This window comes from Neisseria sp. HMSC065C04 (assembly GCF_001815375.1).
GTDB classification, from domain to species: domain Bacteria; phylum Pseudomonadota; class Gammaproteobacteria; order Burkholderiales; family Neisseriaceae; genus Neisseria; species Neisseria flavescens_D.
Map to the genome: position 1 here is coordinate 1 of NZ_KV820413.1, position 4073 is coordinate 4073.

The 4073-nt window shown below is 45.7% G+C and carries 3 protein-coding genes; all 3 read left to right on the forward strand.

The annotated features are described in order from the left end of the window. The first annotated feature begins 197 nt into the window (after positions 1-197). The 3 genes from uvrB (at position 198) to HMPREF3022_RS06160 (ending at position 4040) form a co-directional block, all read left to right on the forward strand. On the forward strand, positions 198-2225 hold the full coding sequence (uvrB, locus tag HMPREF3022_RS06150) for an excinuclease ABC subunit UvrB (protein ID WP_070765280.1): 2028 nt from the start codon (positions 198-200) through the stop codon (positions 2223-2225). 357 nt (positions 2226-2582) lie between these two features. Then, entirely contained in the window at positions 2583-3728 is a 1146-nt protein-coding gene (locus HMPREF3022_RS06155; RefSeq protein WP_049332350.1) for a hypothetical protein, read from the forward strand. 48 nt (positions 3729-3776) lie between these two features. After that, positions 3777-4040: a PAAR domain-containing protein gene (locus HMPREF3022_RS06160; RefSeq protein ID WP_049332348.1), complete on the forward strand. Its 264-nt coding sequence runs from the start codon at positions 3777-3779 to the stop codon at positions 4038-4040. Positions 4041-4073 lie beyond the last annotated feature (33 nt).

The following is a 4073-nucleotide window of genomic DNA, read 5'->3' on the forward strand; positions in this document are numbered from 1 at the left end:
AAAGAAAAAGGACGTGCACAGGCACCTCTTTGGGGGAGAGGGGAGTTTAATTGTTCCTGCCAACACAACCAACCTCAGTTAGCTTTAGCTAAGGAAGGAGATGAAATATTTAGTCTTATCAGATTGGCACACTATCAATTTTCAGACGGCCCTTTGTTATAATCCTCTCTTTACCTGAACATAAAACAGGCCGTCTTATGGAAGTCATCCAATATCCCAATTCTCCGTTTAAACTCCACCAGCCCTTCCCACCTGCCGGTGACCAGCCCACTGCCATTGCCGGCCTGCTCGAAGGGCTTTCAGACGGCCTTGCCTACCAAACCCTGCTCGGTGTAACCGGTTCGGGCAAAACCTATACCATGGCGAACGTCATCGCCCAAAGCGGCCGCCCCGCCATCATCATGGCGCACAACAAAACCCTTGCCGCCCAGCTCTATGCCGAAATGCGCGAGTTTTTCCCCGAAAACGCGGTGGAATATTTTGTGTCTTATTATGACTATTACCAGCCCGAAGCCTATGTGCCCAGCCGCGATTTGTTCATCGAAAAAGACAGCGCGATCAACGAACACATCGAACAGATGCGCCTTTCCGCCACCAAAAACCTGATGACGCGCGACGACGTGATTATCGTCGCCACCGTGTCCGCTATTTACGGTATCGGCGACCCGACCGAATATCAACAAATGGTATTGTCCGTCAAAGAAGGCGACACCATTGAGCAGCGCGACATCATCGCCACGCTCGTTTCCATGCAGTACGAACGCGGCGATTTGGACTTCAAACGCGGCAGCTTCCGCGTGCGCGGCGACGTGATTGACGTGTACCCCGCCGAAAGCTCCGAAAATGCCTTGCGCATCAGCCTGTTTGACGACGAAATTGACCGCCTCGATATGTTCGACCCGCTTTCAGGCAGCCTTATCCAGCGCGTCGGCCGCTACACCGTCTTCCCATCCAGCCACTACGTTACCCCGCGCGACACCGTCTTGCGCGCCTGCGAGTCCATCAAAGAAGAACTGCGCGAACGCATCGAGTTTTTCGCCCGCGAACAACGTCCCGTTGAGCAACAACGTATCGAACAGCGCACCCGCTTCGACCTCGAAATGCTCTACGAAATGGGCTTCTGCAAAGGCATCGAAACCTCCTCCCGCCACTTCTCCGGTAAAAAAGAAGGCGAACCGCCGCCCACGCTGATGGACTACTTGCCCGACAACGCCATCATGTTCATTGACGAAAGCCACGTTACCGTCACCCAAATCGGCGGCATGTACAAAGGCGATGCATCGCGCAAGCAAAACCTCGTGGACTACGGCTTCCGCCTGCCTTCCGCCCGCGACAACCGCCCGCTCAAATTCCACGAATTTGAAAAAGTCATGCCGCAAACCGTCTTCGTTTCCGCCACCCCCGCCAAATACGAAGAAGAACACGCCGGACAAGTGGTCGAACAAGTCGTCCGCCCCACAGGGCTGGTCGACCCCCAAATCATCATCCGCCCCGTCGCCACCCAAGTCGATGATTTAATGAGCGAAATCAACGACCGCATCCAAAAAGGCGAACGCGTACTCGTTACCACCCTCACCAAACGCATGGCGGAACAACTCACCGACTATTACAGCGAACTCGGCATCAAAGTGCGCTACCTGCACAGCGACATCGATACCGTCGAGCGCGTTGAAATCATTAGAGATTTGCGACTCGGACTGTTTGACGTACTCGTCGGCATCAACCTCTTGCGCGAAGGCCTCGACATCCCCGAAGTCTCCCTCGTCGCCATCCTCGATGCAGACAAAGAAGGCTTCCTGCGCTCCCACCGCAGCCTGATTCAAACCATAGGCCGCGCCGCGCGCAACGTGAACGGCATCGCCATCCTGTACGCCGACAAAATCACCGACTCCATGAAGGCCGCCATCGACGAAACCGAACGCCGCCGCGAAAAACAGATTAAATTCAACGAAGAACACGGCATCGTACCGCAGCAGATTAAAAAACAGGTCAAAGACATCATCGACGGCGTGTACCACGAAGAAGACGGCGGCAAAGGCCGTCTGAAAGGCAAAAACAAAGTCAAAGTTGGCGTGATTCACAATGAAGAAGACGCGATTAAAGAAATCGCCAAACTGGAAAAAGCCATGCAGCAGGCGGCTAGGGATTTGCAGTTTGAAGAGGCTGCTGTGTTACGCGATAAAATTAGGAATATTAAAGAGAACTTATTGTTTGGATCGGAATAAATTTAGGAGAAACTTACCCATCTTAGAGGATAAGCATTTTAGGTTGAGGATAACATTTTCAGTTTTAGTTTAAAATGCCGTATTTTATTAAATAGCTGGTTAAACTTTTTACTTGGAAGTTTTTTGAAGCTAAGTTTGATATATTGAATATAATTAAGCTTATGGTTAAATGGGCTTGTATATAGGATGTGAAAATTTTTTAGAAGAGCCTGTATAGTTCTATATTAAACGTTTAATTAATAAATGGTTAGATAGTTAGATAGTTACATAGATAATATTAAGAATCTATGTGCTAATGTTTAACCAATATAATTATTTTTATATATAATTGATTTTTTGAGTATAAGGCTATTTAAAATGCAATGGAATATTCCTGAAGTTCCCGCAACATTAGTTCCAGAAGTCAAAAATAAGTGGGGAAAACCATGGATGTGGGCCGCTACTTTGGCATTTGCATGTTGCTGTTCATTGTTATGGATTTTATTGCTAAAAAAGTATGCAATTTATTCGTTGGTCTTTCCTGTTATATGGTTTGCAGCACTTTCTTACCGCTATATTTCTTCAGTCCATCGTTATGCCGCTATGGAGGCATGGCAGAAAGAAAAAGACAATATTCGTAGAAAGTGGACAGAGTGGGCTGGTAAGAGAGTTGCAGTAATAGACGCTTATGTAGCTCTGCCGTCTGAAATTGCACTGAATGATGTAATTGCTGAAACTAAAGGTAATGAGAGATTTGATTGTATTGCTTTTATTGATGAAGAAGATAACTTTGAACGACCATTGTGTCATGAAACAACGGTGTGGCAATTAGAAGAAAGAATTAGATCTTTGGCTGAGTTTTCAAAAAAATTGACCGTACATATCCATACTCCTGACAACGATATTTATGAAGCCTGGCAAAATAAGCTAATCAATATGTCGGAAACTATTGGTATAGAAAACTTGGATCTGGCCATCATGCCTCTACAGGATATGAGTGGATTTATCGATAATTGGTTTGAGAAATCTGAACCTGAAGGTATCCATGCTGTCTTATCGGCTTGGTTAAATCCAGATATAGATGATTTAGAATTTACTGAAACAGTAACCTGGATAGTTTTTTCCTCTCAGTATTTGGCTAAACAGAATAATCTACCAATTCGTGCATGGGTACAACGACCTATTACGCTGGATGATGGAAAACAACCACAGTTATTGAAAAAATATGTGGATTATGGATTACATGATGAAGCAATTGATGCAGTATGGTTTTCTTCCTCACATGAGGAAATCCAGCAATATATGGATGGTATTAAGGCAGCAGGAGGGGACTGGCATTACGGCAGAAATAGTGTTTTAAGACATAATCCTGGGCTTTTTATGGGACCTCTTGCTTCGGGAAATCAATTGCTCATGTTAGGTTTGGCTGTTGAAAATACTGAGCAGAAAAATCAGTTATTTGGTTGGAATACGGATAATGGTTTTTATATGGGGCGTTTGATTCAGGCTTATGGTAATGTCTGAGATCTACAATCTGGTTTATAGGAATTTTGACGGCAAAGGAATGTAAAAATGAAGGGTATTATTAGATTGGGTGATTCTACTACGCATGGTGGTATGGTTATTCAAGCATCTTCCCAAATGACTATTGAAGGAAAACCTGCGGCACTAGTTGGCGATTTGGTCAGTTGCCCTATAACCGGTCATGGCGACAATCCGATTATTGAAGGCAGTCAGTATATGATGTTTGAAGGTAAAGCAGTTGCTGTTGATGGTTGCAAGACCGCATGCGGATGTGCTCTGATTAGTAGTCTGCCCAGCGTTGGGAGTGATTAAAAAAATCCTCTTTCCCAAAAGGAAAGAGGATTT

What these genes read in the sequence shown, in the direction of transcription:
- uvrB (WP_070765280.1), top strand. Translation starts at nt 198, where the DNA reads ATGGAAGTCATCCAATATCCCAATTCTCCGTTTAAACTCCACCAGCCC.
- HMPREF3022_RS06160 (WP_049332348.1), top strand. Translation starts at nt 3,777, where the DNA reads ATGAAGGGTATTATTAGATTGGGTGATTCTACTACGCATGGTGGTATG.
- HMPREF3022_RS06155 (WP_049332350.1), top strand. Translation starts at nt 2,583, where the DNA reads ATGCAATGGAATATTCCTGAAGTTCCCGCAACATTAGTTCCAGAAGTC.